The sequence below is a fragment of the Synechocystis salina LEGE 00031 genome (assembly GCF_015207985.1).
Lineage (GTDB): Bacteria > Cyanobacteriota > Cyanobacteriia > Cyanobacteriales > Microcystaceae > Synechocystis > Synechocystis salina.
Map to the genome: position 1 here is coordinate 53303 of NZ_JADEVV010000019.1, position 12951 is coordinate 66253.

The following is a 12951-nucleotide window of genomic DNA, read 5'->3' on the forward strand; positions in this document are numbered from 1 at the left end:
TTTGGGCTAGGTAGAGGTCAGGACAGAAAGGAAAAATACCCCTAATTTTTATATTGTTTTTGCTCTGTCGAATATCTATAATGGTGTGATAACTTACTATTTATGGAGTAATCCCTTCTGGGGATAATGACTATGTTTAATCTGATGGACATGACGAATGATGGCACTGACCGGAAAAGAAGATTAACTGAATTTTAAAATGAAATTGTAGATAAAGCTTGCTCTTTTTCTTGTTCAGAAACCTCCAGATAGTGGGATAACACATTCAAATTCTTGTGACCACTAATCTTTTGGATAACCCTCAAATTGATACCCTTTCTACACATCATTGTTAACGCAGTGCGACGAAAAGAATGGGTAGATACTCCCCTCACCCCAATCAAACCCGTGGCGGCTTTCAAAATTTTATGGGCCATGGAAGGATGAAGATGGGAACCCACCCGTTTGCCCCGAAAAACATAGGAGGATGGAAACCTAACGGATTGTTGAGCTTGCCGGTATTCCTCAAACAAAGCTTGCAAAGCTGGACTAATTGCCACAGTGCGACTGGACTTAGTTTTAGTTTTTTCAATGCGGAAAGTCATGGCATCGGCGGTGACATCATCCCAAGCCAAGGAGCAAGCTTCCCCAATACGGCAACCAGTGTAAAGACAAATGCCAAACAAGAGGCGATCGCGGGGAGTGAGCAAGCCAATAGTGAACAGGTTGCGCAGTTCCTGCTCTGTTAATACTTTTGCTTGCCCCTGGCGGTTAATTTTCATTCAATAATTTGTGGAAATTATTGAATAGCTCCCACAACCCTAATTCTATCGTGGAATTTCCCCGACTCCCCATCGCTCAACACAAATTGTTGCTAATTATTCTCAGTTGATAAATTATGAAAATTGCTACTTCTTCTAAAATCGTCCCATACAGTGTTTTTCTTGTGGAAATGATGAATCGTACATGAAAAGCAAAATATAAGGTTTATAGGCGATTCTCCGTGGTGTATTTTGTATTACTTTTATTGGCTTTTTGAATTATCCAGAAAAATTGGGCAACGGATTGTTTTTGACAAAGCAAGCGTTATCAATGCTATCATCTGGGTGATAGCCAAAAGTAAGATTTCAATGCGAACCAGAGGTGGTGTATGGCTAATTTAATCGTCCGCAACATCGATGAGGCAATAGTCTTGGCACTGAAAAAGCGGGCGGGGCAACATGGCATTAGTGCCGAAGCAGAACATCGCAAAATCCTAGAGCAGGCCCTATTACGACTTCCCCGAAAGCCCTTTGCCGAGGTGCTCCGCCAGATTCCCAATGTGGGCAATGACTCAGATTTTGAGCGAATACAGAATGACAGAGCCAGTCAAATATTTGATTGATACCAACGTTATTAGTGAGCTACGGAAGCAAGATAGGGCTGACTCCGGCGTACTAGCATTTTTCCAACAAGCTCAGCATCTCTATTTGAGTGTGATTACCATTGGAGAATTGCGGCGGGGCGTAGAATTAATCAGGCATCGAGGAGATGATCAACAAGCCAATTTGTTGGAGGACTGGTTGGAAACTGTCGTCGCAGATTACGCTGACCAGATCCTAGATTTCACTATCTTTGAGGCTCAGGTTTGGGGAAAATTACGAGTTCCTAATCCCCATAATGCCCTAGATAAACAAATTGCTGCCACTGCCCTTAGTTACGGACTGACCCTAGTTACCCGTAATGTTAAGGACTTTGTTGGCACTGGGGTTTGTTTGCTTAATCCTTTCATAGGTGATCAATAATCCAAATAAAAACCCCGACTTTAGTCAGGGCTGTACTAGCCTAATAGCGATTAGGTTAGTGTTAAGGGTTGGGAGTTGTCCGGTTAAGGATCTCTGTCAGTTTGTCCTCAATTCTTTGTAGATGATCCAGGTAATCCGATTGGGACTCATAAAAATCAGCTTGGGCGGCCGCTAATCGTGCCATCCATTCAAAGACGTGGGCCCGGTCTTTACGGTAAAGGGAACTATCCTGATTAGCTTTGCTTGTTAATGCTTCAATGCTCTTGGCGTTGGACTCAATCAGAGCCTCAATGCGATCTAGTCGGTCGGACATACGTTAAACTTCCTATTAGATTTGTGTAATGGATTGGGAGAGTTAGCGGCTCTCCCTTTCTGCTTTTAGGGTAGCGGATCAGAGTCAAGGAACGACAGTTGGAATTTGTTCAGGGCACGTTTTGAGATCGCCCATGGCACCAGAAACATCAAAAAGTTAACCTCCATATTGGTCAGGATGGGGGAAAGATCGCCAGATTGGAAACCCCTAGTAAAAGTTATTGGGATCTATTCCCTTGGCTAAAATTTCCTATCTTCATTGGTAAATATCGCTACATTTTAGACCCTATTTAACAGCATCCCCAATAATCAACTCAGTAGTTAACTAGGATTGTCAGAGTATTAATGGATAAATCAGCAAAGCTTTAAAGAAAGTTAAATTTTTCAATCTTTGTGGTCATTTTTATTTAGCTATTGGACAATATAAATTACTAATTTTAAGGAGTTCATCATGGACTTTAACCCGAATGAGTGGCCTACCCATAAACAAGGTGAGGTTGTCCGGCAACTAATACTAGATGCGTTGGACAGTCCAAAGACTAAGGAAGAATTGTCCAGTTTGTGCAACAAGAGCGTTAGACAAATCACTAGACATTTACACCGTTTGTCCAGCGAAAACAAGATTTTGTCCACTGGAAAAGGGCAATTTGTCCGGCGGATTGCCGCTGGATTTTTACTCCTTTACGTTGGACAAATTTAAGTTCAGCGTTGGACAGGGTTGGACTTGACAGAAAAAAATTGTCATATAGAATCCCCTAAACGACAAGTTCCACAAAAAAATATTTGGGAGATTAAAAAAATGTCCATCGCTGGAAAATCCAAAGGTGACGTTGTACAACAACTGGAAAAGTCCTACGGGGTAGCCCGGACAACGGTGTTCAATCGGCTGAAATATTTAGGCTATTCGTTGGACAAAGTTAATGATTTGTACAGTTTGTCCGATGAACAAATCGCTGAACTTGATAACCTCCACCGCTGGATAAGTGATGGGGGCAAGATGGCCGATTATCCTAAACCAGGACAATTGACCATGATCACCGATGAAGGAGAACTAGAACAATATGGGGAAGTGATTAATTTTGATGCCCTAGAAGGGGACGAGGAACTGGGTCATGCTGAGCTGATCCGGGCGGCCCAAAATCAAGCGGCGGGGATCTTAATTGCCCAGAATTTACTAACCGCTGAAATGCTGAAAAATCCCCAACATTTACCGGCGGATCTCCAAGCCCAGGTGGAGCAGTCCAAGGTGGCCATCGCCCCAAAGCCCCAGAACCCGTTAGTGATAGCTTCCCAATGGATTACGAAGGCGAAGGCTTACCAGAGCAACCAGGGCCAATTGGCGGCCTAGAGGATGAGTGGGAGCTGGCCCCACCGGCCGGGGAAGCCTGTTATCGGCAACCGGAGATGGAAGGGCTACTCCATTCGCTTTATTCCGCTCGGTCAGTGTTGGTGACATCGGGGGAAGGCATGGGCAAAACCTACTTGGTGCGCCAGGTGTGGGAGCGACTATTGGCCGACGGGGTGACGTGCCAATACTTTGAACCAGCTACCCCCAAAACCCTGCTAATGGCGATCGCCGATATGGCCGGGGTGGACAGCAAAAACCTGGAAGGTAGGAGCAAAACGGTGGAAGTCTTAAAGCAGGAATTGATCCAATGGTTCAGCGTTAATCGGGCGGTGCTGATCTTCGACGATGCCCATTATCTGGAGGTGAAATTCCGGCTTTGGCTCAAAAAGCTCAAGGATGTGGGCGTTCCCATGCTGTTGGCGGCCACCAATCCTCCCCGCACTGACCTGTTTATCTATGTGCCCCGCATTGAACTCAAGCCCTTGGCGGAATACCAAATTCGAGACTTGATGGAAAAAGAGGCCATTTCCCTGGGGTCGGGGCTAAAGCCAAACCAGATTGCCAAACTGCAAAGCCGAGCTGGGGGCAATCCCATGTTGGCCAAACGGGCCATCGAGGAAGGTTTTCTGGGCATTCAAAACGAAGCAGGCGACCACGGCAGATATTTCGACATCACCCCATTACTGCTCCTGGTGGGCATTGTCTTTATTTGCTATCGCTTCATTGGTTTGGGCACCGGCAATCAATCCCTCTATATCTTGGCCGGCATTGGGGGAGCCATTTTCCTTGGGGTGGCCAGGTTGTCCTACTACCTACCCAAGGAGTCAAGGAGGATTAGCAACTGATGTTTACATTGAGTAAGGAGCCGAAATGCTCACCATCACCCATTTATTAGTGGGAGCGGCTTCCGTCGGCATGGCGGCCCAAACCACCAACCCGGTTCCCATTCTGATTGGGGCGATCGCCAGCCTGTTGCCGGACATCGACATCAGCACTTCATCGGCAGGGAGAGTCTTACCCTTTATTTCCCGACCCCTGGAGCAAAGATTTTCCCATCGCAGTGCCACCCATTCCTTGTTAGCTTCCATCACCTTGGCAACAGTCACCTATGGTCTTTGGTTTGCTATCCCCGCCATTCCCCTAGTAATTGTCCATGCCCTTAACATCGGCTACTTCGCCGGTTGGTTTCTGGACTGCTTCACCAAATCCGGGGTGGAGATGTTTTACCCGTTGGGGGTGCGCTGTGTTTGTCCTGGGAACCGGAACTTAAGGATTTCCACCGGCAGTGCTGCCGAGTATTGGTTGATGGTCTTCGTAGTGGCGATCGCCGTTTGGACTTTTCAACTCAATAACACCGGTGGCCTGGTGAAGAACTTCAATGCCCTGATTGCGGCCCCCAGTGGAGTGACGGAACTCTACAACCGCAAAGGAGGCAACCAGATAGTTTATGCCGAGTATGAGGGGGTTTGGACGGGGAACCGTGCGCCGGTGACAGAGGAGGCTCCGATAATTGCCACCAACGGCGAGGGCTTTCTGGTACTTCAGGATGACCAGGTGGTGAAAGTGGGCACGGAAGCGGACAGCACCATCATCGTTAATCGCATTCGGGGCCGGGAAGGGGAACCCGCCGTGATCCACACCGAAACCATTTACCTCGACGATGAACCGCCCGATCGCCTGGAGGGTTACATCAACCCTATGACTTTTATCAGTGGCCAGCTCACCATTGATGACCCCACTATGCTCCGCCTGGAACAGTCAGCTTTTGCCTTTGCCCCGATCCGCAATGCCGGAGGATTTGTCACCCTCGACCATGCCCCCATCGAAACGGCGATCCACCTTCTCCAAGACCAGTACGTTAGGGGGTCGGTAACTATCAAAACCATTGAAAAACGTTAATTGTCCAATATCCCCCTAAAAGTGTGTTTGAAAAGTCAAAGTCAAAAGATTTATCCCCCTAAATCCCCCTTTCCAAGGGGGATTTAGGGGGGATTCCTAACCACCACTGTGTGAAGCCTGCCATGACCATTCTCCTTTATCTCCTGGGAATCCAATGCTTTGCCGCCCTGCTGATAATCCATGCCATTTCCCTTAACCACCGCTGACCCCTGATAACTGTTCCCTGAAACCTGATACCTGATTATGTTTACCTCCAACTCCAAACCAAAACCCCTAGTTAACCGTTTAACCCATACCCAAACCCCTAGTAATTTTTCGGTGGTCAACCGGGAGGGGGTGTTAATCGGTGAGCAGATTTATTGGAACCCCGCCACTGTGGCCAATCCCCATGGGTGCATCATTGGCGGTTCCGGGGCCGGCAAAACCCAAACCCTGAAGGCGATCGCCTGGGAGGTGAGCAAGTTGGTGGAGGTGGCGATTATTGACTTCCATGGTGACCAGGAGCTACCGGGGGAAAAGGTTTACCACATCAATATGACCAGCAACTCTGGCATTAATCCCCTAGTAATTAACCTCGACCAGGAAGGGGGCGGCCCCAATCTGCGGGCCATTGAGCTGGCCATGCTATTCGCCAAAACCCTACGGTTGGGTAGTAATCAACAGGGCAAACTGCTGGATGCGTTCAAACATTGCTATTTCCGTCGGGGCATCTCCCAGGAATCCCCCCAGAGTTGGTTGAAAGTACCCCCTAACTTTTCTGACTTGGAAGCTTTGCTGGAGGAAATGGCCGAGGAAGACAAGGAAGCGGAAAAGCTGAGACTAAAGCTATCCACCATGTTTGAGTACGGCATTTTCAACAAAACCCAGCCCCCCTATGAAAGGTTAACCCGTTGGAATCTTGCCAAACTTCCCCCCCAATTGCAGGCGATCGCCGGAGATGCCCTGGCTTCTCAGTTGATGAACCGCCACCGTTTACTAGGGGAATCGGCTCTCAGAACGGTGCTGTTTATTGATGAAGCCAAGGAGCTTGGTTACTCAAAGGCTCTAGATCGGATTGCGGCGGACGGTAGAAAGTACGGTCTGGGGCTGTGGGTGGCCAGTCAATCATCCCGCCATATTTCCAAGGATGTGCTAACCAATACGTTCACTAAGCTGATTCTGCCGGTTGATTCTTCCGAGTTACCCCTAACGGCCCGCACCTTTAGGTTTTCTGAGGAGGCGATCGCCAATTTGAATCCCCTGGAATCATTGGTACGCTTTGGCAAAAATGCCAACAAAGTTAACGTTACTCCCTACTACCAAAGATGTGGTTAATTCTGGGCTACGCTGGCTTGCTTTATGCCACTGCTGTTTCAGTTGCTCTGTATCAAAAGGCTATGACAATGCTAACTACCACTACTACCCTCACCGAGGAAGAACTAGCCGAAGCAAGAAAATGGTTGCTTGATTGTTGGTCATTCGACATCTTCGACATTAAACATTTCCTCCTGCTCTGTGATGAACCCTGGCTCGACCAAGATGAGCTAGAAAGCTGGATGTTGGGCTGTTTATCCAGGGATTTGGCGGAAGTTGAGGATTTTCTCGACAATTGCTCCGATGCCCACATTGAGGCGGCCATTGATGAGTATTACCAAGGTGGGCTGACTGCCTTTCGGAGGTCACTATGAATTGGCGGGCTTTACTGTTGGCGGTAATCCTCGGCACTGTAGTCTTTGGCGGCCTCCATGCCCAAACCAACACCACTAATACCCCTAGTAATGATTCTTCCCTCACTACTCCCAACCGGCTCAAGATTAACCTCACCCTAGGCGACCCCACGGAACTGAAGGTGCGGGAAGGGGATACGGTCAACCGCGGTCAGGTGCTATCGGATAAAGAAGCGGAACGCTCCCGACTGGAAAGGGATCAGCGGGAACGCCTCCTGGCGATCGCCAATGTGGAAGGTCAGTTGGTGCCCATCCTGCAACCGGCCCCAGCTTTGCGGGAACTGCCCCCCGTTTCCTACACTGTGGAAGAAACCGCCATTCAATTAGCAGAAATTAAACTAGCCCAGGCCCAACGTAATCTGGCCACGGCGATCGAGGCTGACCCGTTTATTTCCGCCAAGGCTAAAGTGGAACGTTCCCTAGCCGATGTGGAAGCGGCCCACCGGGCTTTTGAGTTACAGCAACGCAAGCTTGATGCGGTTAATGGCCTGCGGGGTTTGCCGCCGGAGATGTTGACCCACGAAACGGAGAAGCTACGACAAGCCAAAACGACCCTGGAGGGCAAAGAAGCGGAATATAAATTCTTCCAAGCGGAATATTTTCAGGTGGAAACAGACCGGCGCAAGGAACTCACTGATCTGCAAAGTAAAGTCTCCATTGCCCGGGGGGAACTGGAACAGGCCCAGTCCAGGTTACGGGCCGCTAAGGAGAATCGGGAATTGGCGGAATATAACCACCGCATCACCATTTCCCGCCGAGCCGAAGAAGAAAATCAGGTGGCCATCAATGTGGCCAATCAGAAGTTAGACCGGGAGTTTAAATTAGCCCAGCTCCGGGAGCAATTGTCCGCTGTGGAGGAAAAGTTAAATGGCATCGTTCAAGTCGAAAGCCCTTACTCTGGCACTATTCGCCGCATTAAGTTTGACCGCCAAACCGACGGTAAGCTGGCCGTTACCCTTTACCTGGACACCACCGGCCCTAGCCCAACTAACTGACGATGATGAGGGGGAAATTGAGGAACCGGATCTGCTGGAAATTGGCAGCGAAGATGACCCGGAGTTGATGGAAGACCCCCAGGGGCAACCCAATCCTTTCCTTGACCCGGCACTGGATGACCTGGTGGACAAAAAAATCAGTGAAGATGTTTGGTCACAGATGCTGGGGGACTTGCCCTGTAGTGTGGCGACGGAATCCTGTGTTAACCAACTGCAAAATACTGCTATCCAAAATTCCCGCCTCTTGGCAGACCTCCAGGACAAAATTGATGAGAGCATCGCCGCTGTGGAGGAGGCCAGGCAAAAGAATCTGGACTCCATCGCCATCTCTAATTTCTCTCCCTTCCTCCAGGTCTTTCTCTATTCCACCCTGGGGCCCGTCAGCAATGGGGTGGAAGCACCGGTGAATAATCCCTTCCGCCTCATCCTGGGTAATGTAGCCGCCGCTTTTCTGGGCAAGGGTTTGGGTTCTTTGTTCAACTGGTCACAATACGCTGGCAACGATTCCCAGCAACAACGGGCGATCGCCATTGGGGACATTCAAATCAAAATTGCCGAACTACAACGCAGTAAGTCGGAATTACAGCAAAAACTCCGGGAACAGGTAACAGTGGAAATCCTCAAACTGGAGGAATTGGCCCGAGCTTTTCAAATTGAGCAGGCGATCGCCAAGCGGGATAAGCAACGCCTCGAAATTGCCAAGGTTTCCTACCGCTTTGGGGAGGGGGACAGTGAACGCTATTTGGCCCAACTGAGTAGCTACGACCGGCAAAAAGCCGCAACTTTTCGGGAATGGTCACGGCTCAGAAATCAGGTGGTACAGGTTAAATTGCTGGTGCTGGGCACTGGGGAGGATTAGTCATACTGAATGTCATCATTGGTCAGGTAGGATCTGCCCTTGCTACAAATGGGGCGGGGTGTCCATCTATACCAATCTGCCCAGCTATAATTTCTCACCAAGACGTTATTTTTACGCAACTCAAAGCCATCGGCATAGTCCAAGTCATAACCGGGCTTTTTGGTGCTGGCGGTTAATCTCCAGTAATATTTGAATGCTACGTGGCCACAAGCGTTAGATTTCTTTCTTTGGCTGAATTTCCAGGGTACTGGCCCTCCCCCATCTAAGCGCACAAAAAAGGTCGAGTTGGGGGGAATATCCCGGTCAGCAGCATAGAAAATTAAGACGTTATCCCTAACTTTGGCAAACCAAGAAAATCGCCCCACAATGTAACTGCAATTGACCTGACTATCGGGCAGGGTGGTGTCTTCACCGCTGGTAAAAACTATGTTGTCCCAATCTGGCCGGTTACGCCAAAAGAAAACTGTGCCGTTGACCAATCTACCCGTGTTCCAAATGCCACTGTCATGGCTGCTGTAGGGCTGACTGGCCAAGGGGTATTTTTTCGGCACTTTGACGGTCATCATACTGCAATGGTTGGTGGTGGCTTTGGCAATATAACCCCCACCCCGGTCAGTGAATTCGTAGTAGGTATGGGGTTCCAAGCCGGTGAAGGTAATCACCTCCGCACCGTCGTCATACTTGTCGTAAAGACTGAGGGAATCATGGGGATTGTCTTCAGTTTGGGCCCTTGCCACTGGGGGTTGGAGGCTCAGGAGGCAGAATAATATCAGGCATCGGCTCCATAGTTGCGTCTTCCAATGGGGCAGGTTCTTCCGGCATTTCAGGGGCTTGGGCAAGGATAGGAAGAACATAAAAGAACCCCAACGTTAAAGCGAGTAACAATTTCATAGAAAAAAAGGGGATTAAGATCCCCAATGAGTGAGCAGTGCTGGGCAAATGGCATTAGGGAGATGGCCAATCAGCGGTGGTGAAGGTGGCACCGTTACGGCAGATCGGCCCACCGGAAACGGCGGTCATGGCTCCCACGTCGGGAATGGTCACGATGGTTGACCCCGTGGCGGAATCAGTGATGGTCAAAGAGCCGGAGGTCACCACGTATTTGCCGGAGTTGGAGAACCGGGCTGTGCCACAGGTGGAGGCCTTCACACTCCGCAGGGTGGGGGCATTGTTGTAGGTAACTACATTGGAGCTGTAGGGAGTCAGGCCAGTGAAGTAAACGTTGCCATTGGAATCTTTCAGGGTGGCGGATGGAGTAGGATTACCCACCAGCACACCGTTGGAACATTTTGGCTCTGCTTCCACCACCAAAGAGTTAAAGGCAATGTCCGCACCTCCATTTAGTTTGAAAGTATCTCCGGCATTTATGGGCAAGCTGGTGGAGGAACCACTTAGTTTGATCACACCGCACTCGTTGGCGTTTTTATTCGTAGATCTGGGAAGGGATGAATATTCCCCTTTGATGGATTGATAACTACCTAAACCGGAAACATATATGTCTCCTGTGCGGGTTTCGCGCCCCACCGTTGGATTGGCAAAAGCACCAGGAGCAAGCGCCGTTATGCCCAGCATCACCAAGGCTAGACTGGGAAGTAGTTTGTATTTCATAATTGCAATAAGCGTCATTGAGTGGGGCTATTTTATATGTCCCTCTCTTTTTGTCAAGGCTCTTTTTGTTACCGATTTATGGCTTTTTTTCTTGCTTTATTTGTTCATCAATTTCAGCTTGGACGTTTATAATTGCCGGATTTTATAGTTAACAATATGGACAAAAATCTTTGGTTAGTCCTGGTCCTATTTTGCTATTTGCTATACTGAGGCCGCTGGAAATATCTAATAGAGGTGAACATGTTAGGTCGCCACTCTCACCAAAACCGAGATAAGTCCCCGTCGAACGTTGAGCTTAGTCCACAGGAAAATGCTCAATTCCAACGGTGGGCAGAGGGTTTGGTGCAAGATCCAGCTATTATGGGCGGCGAAACTGTCTTTCCAGATAGTCGATTGACGGTACTGCGGATTGCATCATTAGTAGAGCGAGGAGAACACCCTGCGGCCATCCTTGAGGATTATCCCTATTTGAAACCCATCGATCTTAAGTTTGCCCCAATCTATTGCCAAAGCCAGACTTGTGATCGAGCTTACCAACCCCTTTAAATTGCTGATTGATGAAGACCTTTCCCCCTCCATTGCCCAAGTAATTAGCCAAAAATTGGGTATTGAGGCTGTTGCCGTTAGAGATAGAGGCTTAATTAACGCTGAAGATCAAGCAGTTTTTGAGTACGCGTACAAAAATGACTATATTGTCGTCACTGCCAATATCAAAGATTTTGAACAAATTGCTGGAGCAACAGAAATTCACCCAGGTATTATCTTCATCTGTAATGGGGAGTTAATCCGCGCTGAACAAGTTGAAGTTGTTACCCTGGCGGCGATCGCCTTGGCGGAGGAAATGGTTACAGGAAGAGACATGATCAACCGTGTGCTTTATGTGGAAATAGATGGGTCACTCCGCTTTGAACCCATGCCGGACCAGTGACAATGATTCAAGGTCAGGACAGTCTACACTGATGCCCCAAAATTGAAACAAGCTGGTGGAGTGGAAGCACGGGATTATCTCCGGTCAATGTTGACGGATAATCGGGAAATTATTTTGATGGGGGCGGAAAAAGATCAGTATGGGCGCAGTGTGGTGGAAGTTTTTGCAATGACTGACACTCCAGGCCTTGAGGTAGGGGTCAATGGCGAAATGATTCTAGCCGGCATGGCCCACTACTATGAACGCTACAAGAAGTCATGCCCTGACAATGCAGAGCAGTATGAATTCTTAGAACAGCAGGCGATCACCAACAAAGCTGGGGTTTGGTCTAATGGAAATGCAGAACGCCCTTGGGATTGGCGGCGGCAGAATAAGTAGGGTTTGGTAGGCGATCTTTCAACACTGGATTCACTCTCACTCGGAAACTTTTTGGCAATCCAACCTAAGTAGGATAATATACTGGGAGTTTCCACATATCGTTACGTTAGAGAGTGTTATACAAAAAATTTCCGTACAATCGATAGCTATATGGCAAACCTAAATTAGGTGTCAATATGAATGGATGATTTCAAGGATTCTCTTGATCGTATCAAATCTACTTGCTCTGAAATCGCTGCACGATTTAAGTCCTCTGACGTAGTTGAGTCAATAAAGGTACTGCAAGAAGCAGCAAATGAGGCAGGTAAAGCTTGGTCTGGTTCATGGCTCGGCTACCATTCACGCATATATTACAATCAACTAAAGCCCGTTCCTCCTGGAGCAAGGTTTAGTCAAGAGTGGGGTTTATCGGACAGATATTCTAACGATACGATAGGCGAATGGTGTGAATATACTTTTGATACTGTTTACAACGTTCTTAAATCAACTTCAAAAAATATTTCTTTGGAACAATTAGAGGAACTTGCAAACAATGCAAGTGAAGTAATTCCTGATTTGCAAGAGGAACTGATATCAATAATTTTCGCCTGCTTAGCTAATGGGGAAGATGAATATCTAAGCCATTTAAAGGAAGAAACCAAAGACTGCAAAGTATTATCTACAAGTCAGTTTATTGATTATCTTCGACCAAGTGGAACTTTCATGTCACGTGATATGGTTGCGATGCAATCTGGCTTGCATACTCCTCCACATATTTATCTTCAAGCACAACTGTTAGCAATTCAATCACCTGCTGGAGTAGCAGAAAACTTAAAGAAGGTCGCAACTAGGCTCTCATTACACTTAACCAATAAATCCCGCGCTTATATGCACTCATCTCAACCAGGTACACCAGAAACGTTGAATGGTATTTGCGTTCCACCGAAAAATAAGCAGAATAACCCTATAGCAAAGCAAATTCATCACCTTAGTGCTAACTCCCTTAGCCAGTGTACATAGCTTATTTTTTCACACATGAAAGCCTGTAAATAACGTAGTTTATCTAACATTGTTGTACCTGCTTCTTTCGGGATTACCAGTAATTTCAGTATCAAATAAGCAATTATACAGGTATAAATTTGAATCGCAATTGCATTCTCATTTTTGGCAATCAGC

At 47.8% G+C, this 12951-nt stretch carries 17 protein-coding genes and 2 pseudogenes; 14 read left to right on the forward strand and 5 right to left on the reverse strand.

All coding sequences use genetic code 11. From position 1 onward, the window contains the following. Nucleotides 1-194 precede the first annotated feature (194 nt). Nucleotides 195-761: a tyrosine-type recombinase/integrase gene (locus tag IQ217_RS08445; RefSeq protein ID WP_194019610.1), complete on the reverse strand. Its 567-nt coding sequence runs from the start codon at nt 759-761 to the stop codon at nt 195-197. Between the two features lie 368 nt (nt 762-1129). Here IQ217_RS08445 and IQ217_RS08450 point away from each other — a divergent pair, with 368 nt between their 5' ends. Together IQ217_RS08450 and IQ217_RS08455 are read left to right on the forward strand one after the other, a co-directional pair. Further along, nucleotides 1130-1363: a FitA-like ribbon-helix-helix domain-containing protein gene (locus tag IQ217_RS08450; RefSeq protein ID WP_194019611.1), complete on the forward strand. Its 234-nt coding sequence runs from the start codon at nt 1130-1132 to the stop codon at nt 1361-1363. Then, on the forward strand, nt 1335-1763 hold the full coding sequence (locus tag IQ217_RS08455) for a type II toxin-antitoxin system VapC family toxin (protein WP_194019612.1): 429 nt from the start codon (nt 1335-1337) through the stop codon (nt 1761-1763). The genes IQ217_RS08450 and IQ217_RS08455 overlap by 29 nt, the downstream gene beginning before the upstream one ends. A gap of 61 nt (nt 1764-1824) precedes the next feature. Here IQ217_RS08455 and IQ217_RS08460 read toward each other — a convergent pair whose 3' ends face one another. Beyond that, the gene (locus IQ217_RS08460) at nt 1825-2076 is read right to left on the reverse strand and encodes a hypothetical protein (RefSeq protein WP_190597172.1); all 252 of its coding nucleotides are present in this window, start codon (nt 2074-2076) and stop codon (nt 1825-1827) included. Between the two features lie 450 nt (nt 2077-2526). Between IQ217_RS08460 and IQ217_RS08465 the strand changes: the two genes are divergently transcribed. The 8 genes from IQ217_RS08465 (at nt 2527) to IQ217_RS08500 (ending at nt 8882) form a co-directional block, all read left to right on the forward strand. Continuing rightward, nucleotides 2527-2775 (forward strand): hypothetical protein, encoded by a 249-nt coding sequence (locus IQ217_RS08465; protein WP_011153544.1) that lies wholly within the window; start codon nt 2527-2529, stop codon nt 2773-2775. Between the two features lie 99 nt (nt 2776-2874). Then, nucleotides 2875-3423: a hypothetical protein gene (locus IQ217_RS08470; RefSeq protein WP_194019613.1), complete on the forward strand. Its 549-nt coding sequence runs from the start codon at nt 2875-2877 to the stop codon at nt 3421-3423. Continuing rightward, complete coding sequence (locus IQ217_RS08475; protein WP_228024268.1) at nt 3369-4268, forward strand: ATP-binding protein; 900 nt, start codon at nt 3369-3371, stop codon at nt 4266-4268. Before IQ217_RS08470 ends, IQ217_RS08475 begins: the two co-directional genes overlap by 55 nt. A gap of 25 nt (nt 4269-4293) precedes the next feature. After that, nucleotides 4294-5322, forward strand: a complete 1029-nt coding sequence (locus IQ217_RS08480; RefSeq protein WP_194019614.1) for a metal-dependent hydrolase — start codon at nt 4294-4296, stop codon at nt 5320-5322. Between the two features lie 243 nt (nt 5323-5565). Continuing rightward, nucleotides 5566-6636 (forward strand): ATP-binding protein, encoded by a 1071-nt coding sequence (locus tag IQ217_RS08485; RefSeq protein WP_194019615.1) that lies wholly within the window; start codon nt 5566-5568, stop codon nt 6634-6636. A 68-nt stretch (nt 6637-6704) separates the two neighbouring features. Beyond that, nucleotides 6705-6989, forward strand: coding sequence for a hypothetical protein (locus IQ217_RS08490; protein ID WP_194019616.1), 285 nt, complete (start codon nt 6705-6707; stop codon nt 6987-6989). Next, nucleotides 6986-8023, forward strand: coding sequence for an HlyD family secretion protein (locus IQ217_RS08495; RefSeq protein WP_194019617.1), 1038 nt, complete (start codon nt 6986-6988; stop codon nt 8021-8023). The genes IQ217_RS08490 and IQ217_RS08495 overlap by 4 nt, the downstream gene beginning before the upstream one ends. Continuing rightward, nucleotides 7950-8882 (forward strand): SurA N-terminal domain-containing protein, encoded by a 933-nt coding sequence (locus tag IQ217_RS08500; RefSeq protein ID WP_228025743.1) that lies wholly within the window; start codon nt 7950-7952, stop codon nt 8880-8882. The genes IQ217_RS08495 and IQ217_RS08500 overlap by 74 nt, the downstream gene beginning before the upstream one ends. Here IQ217_RS08500 and IQ217_RS08505 read toward each other — a convergent pair. Both IQ217_RS08505 and IQ217_RS18900 read right to left on the reverse strand, forming a co-directional pair. Next, entirely contained in the window at nt 8879-9619 is a 741-nt protein-coding gene (locus tag IQ217_RS08505; RefSeq protein WP_194019618.1) for a hypothetical protein, read from the reverse strand. The genes IQ217_RS08500 and IQ217_RS08505 overlap by 4 nt on opposite strands. 208 nt (nt 9620-9827) lie before the next feature. Next, nucleotides 9828-10490 carry a hypothetical protein gene (locus IQ217_RS18900; protein WP_228024319.1) on the reverse strand — a complete coding sequence of 221 codons (663 nt, stop codon included), beginning with the start codon at nt 10488-10490 and terminating at the stop codon, nt 9828-9830. 240 nt (nt 10491-10730) lie between these two features. Between IQ217_RS18900 and IQ217_RS08515 the strand changes: the two genes are divergently transcribed. From IQ217_RS08515 to IQ217_RS08530, 4 genes and pseudogenes are all read left to right on the forward strand, one after another. After that, nucleotides 10731-11036 (forward strand): DUF433 domain-containing protein, encoded by a 306-nt coding sequence (locus IQ217_RS08515; RefSeq protein ID WP_228024318.1) that lies wholly within the window; start codon nt 10731-10733, stop codon nt 11034-11036. Continuing rightward, nucleotides 11011-11418: a DUF5615 family PIN-like protein gene (locus IQ217_RS08520; protein WP_194019620.1), complete on the forward strand. Its 408-nt coding sequence runs from the start codon at nt 11011-11013 to the stop codon at nt 11416-11418. Before IQ217_RS08515 ends, IQ217_RS08520 begins: the two co-directional genes overlap by 26 nt. A 21-nt stretch (nt 11419-11439) precedes the next feature. Next, nucleotides 11440-11796, forward strand: a pseudogene (locus tag IQ217_RS08525) (thermonuclease family protein); the annotation flags it as partial. Between the two features lie 180 nt (nt 11797-11976). After that, nucleotides 11977-12795: a hypothetical protein gene (locus tag IQ217_RS08530; protein ID WP_194019621.1), complete on the forward strand. Its 819-nt coding sequence runs from the start codon at nt 11977-11979 to the stop codon at nt 12793-12795. Here IQ217_RS08530 and IQ217_RS08535 read toward each other — a convergent pair. Beyond that, a pseudogene (locus IQ217_RS08535) lies at nt 12759-12951 on the reverse strand (IS4 family transposase); the annotation flags it as partial. The gene IQ217_RS08530 and the pseudogene IQ217_RS08535 overlap by 37 nt on opposite strands.

What these genes read in the sequence shown, in the direction of transcription:
- IQ217_RS08445 (WP_194019610.1), bottom strand. Translation starts at nt 761, where the DNA reads ATGAAAATTAACCGCCAGGGGCAAGCAAAAGTATTAACAGAGCAGGAA.
- IQ217_RS08450 (WP_194019611.1), top strand. Translation starts at nt 1,130, where the DNA reads ATGGCTAATTTAATCGTCCGCAACATCGATGAGGCAATAGTCTTGGCA.
- IQ217_RS08455 (WP_194019612.1), top strand. Translation starts at nt 1,335, where the DNA reads ATGACAGAGCCAGTCAAATATTTGATTGATACCAACGTTATTAGTGAG.
- IQ217_RS08460 (WP_190597172.1), bottom strand. Translation starts at nt 2,076, where the DNA reads ATGTCCGACCGACTAGATCGCATTGAGGCTCTGATTGAGTCCAACGCC.
- IQ217_RS08465 (WP_011153544.1), top strand. Translation starts at nt 2,527, where the DNA reads ATGGACTTTAACCCGAATGAGTGGCCTACCCATAAACAAGGTGAGGTT.
- IQ217_RS08470 (WP_194019613.1), top strand. Translation starts at nt 2,875, where the DNA reads ATGTCCATCGCTGGAAAATCCAAAGGTGACGTTGTACAACAACTGGAA.
- IQ217_RS08475 (WP_228024268.1), top strand. Translation starts at nt 3,369, where the DNA reads ATGGATTACGAAGGCGAAGGCTTACCAGAGCAACCAGGGCCAATTGGC.
- IQ217_RS08480 (WP_194019614.1), top strand. Translation starts at nt 4,294, where the DNA reads ATGCTCACCATCACCCATTTATTAGTGGGAGCGGCTTCCGTCGGCATG.
- IQ217_RS08485 (WP_194019615.1), top strand. Translation starts at nt 5,566, where the DNA reads ATGTTTACCTCCAACTCCAAACCAAAACCCCTAGTTAACCGTTTAACC.
- IQ217_RS08490 (WP_194019616.1), top strand. Translation starts at nt 6,705, where the DNA reads ATGCTAACTACCACTACTACCCTCACCGAGGAAGAACTAGCCGAAGCA.
- IQ217_RS08495 (WP_194019617.1), top strand. Translation starts at nt 6,986, where the DNA reads ATGAATTGGCGGGCTTTACTGTTGGCGGTAATCCTCGGCACTGTAGTC.
- IQ217_RS18900 (WP_228024319.1), bottom strand. Translation starts at nt 10,490, where the DNA reads ATGAAATACAAACTACTTCCCAGTCTAGCCTTGGTGATGCTGGGCATA.
- IQ217_RS08515 (WP_228024318.1), top strand. Translation starts at nt 10,731, where the DNA reads ATGTTAGGTCGCCACTCTCACCAAAACCGAGATAAGTCCCCGTCGAAC.
- IQ217_RS08530 (WP_194019621.1), top strand. Translation starts at nt 11,977, where the DNA reads ATGGATGATTTCAAGGATTCTCTTGATCGTATCAAATCTACTTGCTCT.